Below are 495 nucleotides of genomic sequence, written 5' to 3' on the forward strand. Positions count from 1 at the left end.
GCAAACGTGGCTTCCGGAAGAAGGTAGGTGTCGAATGCGCGGTATTGGCGACTTTCCGTTACCCAGATGTCTCCGGCACGCAGACGCTCGCGCAGCTGGGTCAGAACACAGAGTTCGTAAGCCTGTCGTATGACTGTTCCCTCTGGCCTGACAAAGCTGTGCCAGGAAGGCGGAATGAAACGGATCGGACAGGAGTCAGGCAAGCGGCGTTTACCGGTCCGATAGAGGTCTCCAATGATCTGCACCGCCTTCAGTAATCCCTGTACCGTGCGACCACCCTGAAACTGGAACGCGTTCAGGAATGGACCAATGGCAGGACGAAGAGAGCGATGCCGGTTGATCAGTTCGGCCGTGCGATCAATGGTCTCTGGAGCTGTCAGGGTTTCAGCCCTGCCGATGGCGTCCTGGAGGCGGGGCCAGTCAATTCCCGTAATGGCAGACAGTGAATCAACGCCCTGATCACGGGCCTCAATCAGATGACGGCAAGAGGTTGTC

At 57.6% G+C, this 495-nt stretch carries 1 pseudogene; it reads right to left on the reverse strand.

The annotated features are described in order from the left end of the window. Window positions 1–495: pseudogene (locus tag KP705_RS17085) on the reverse strand (Tn3 family transposase); the annotation flags it as partial.

Origin of the sequence: Gluconobacter sp. P1D12_c (assembly GCF_018812105.1) — a bacterium.
GTDB classification, from domain to species: domain Bacteria; phylum Pseudomonadota; class Alphaproteobacteria; order Acetobacterales; family Acetobacteraceae; genus Gluconobacter; species Gluconobacter oxydans_A.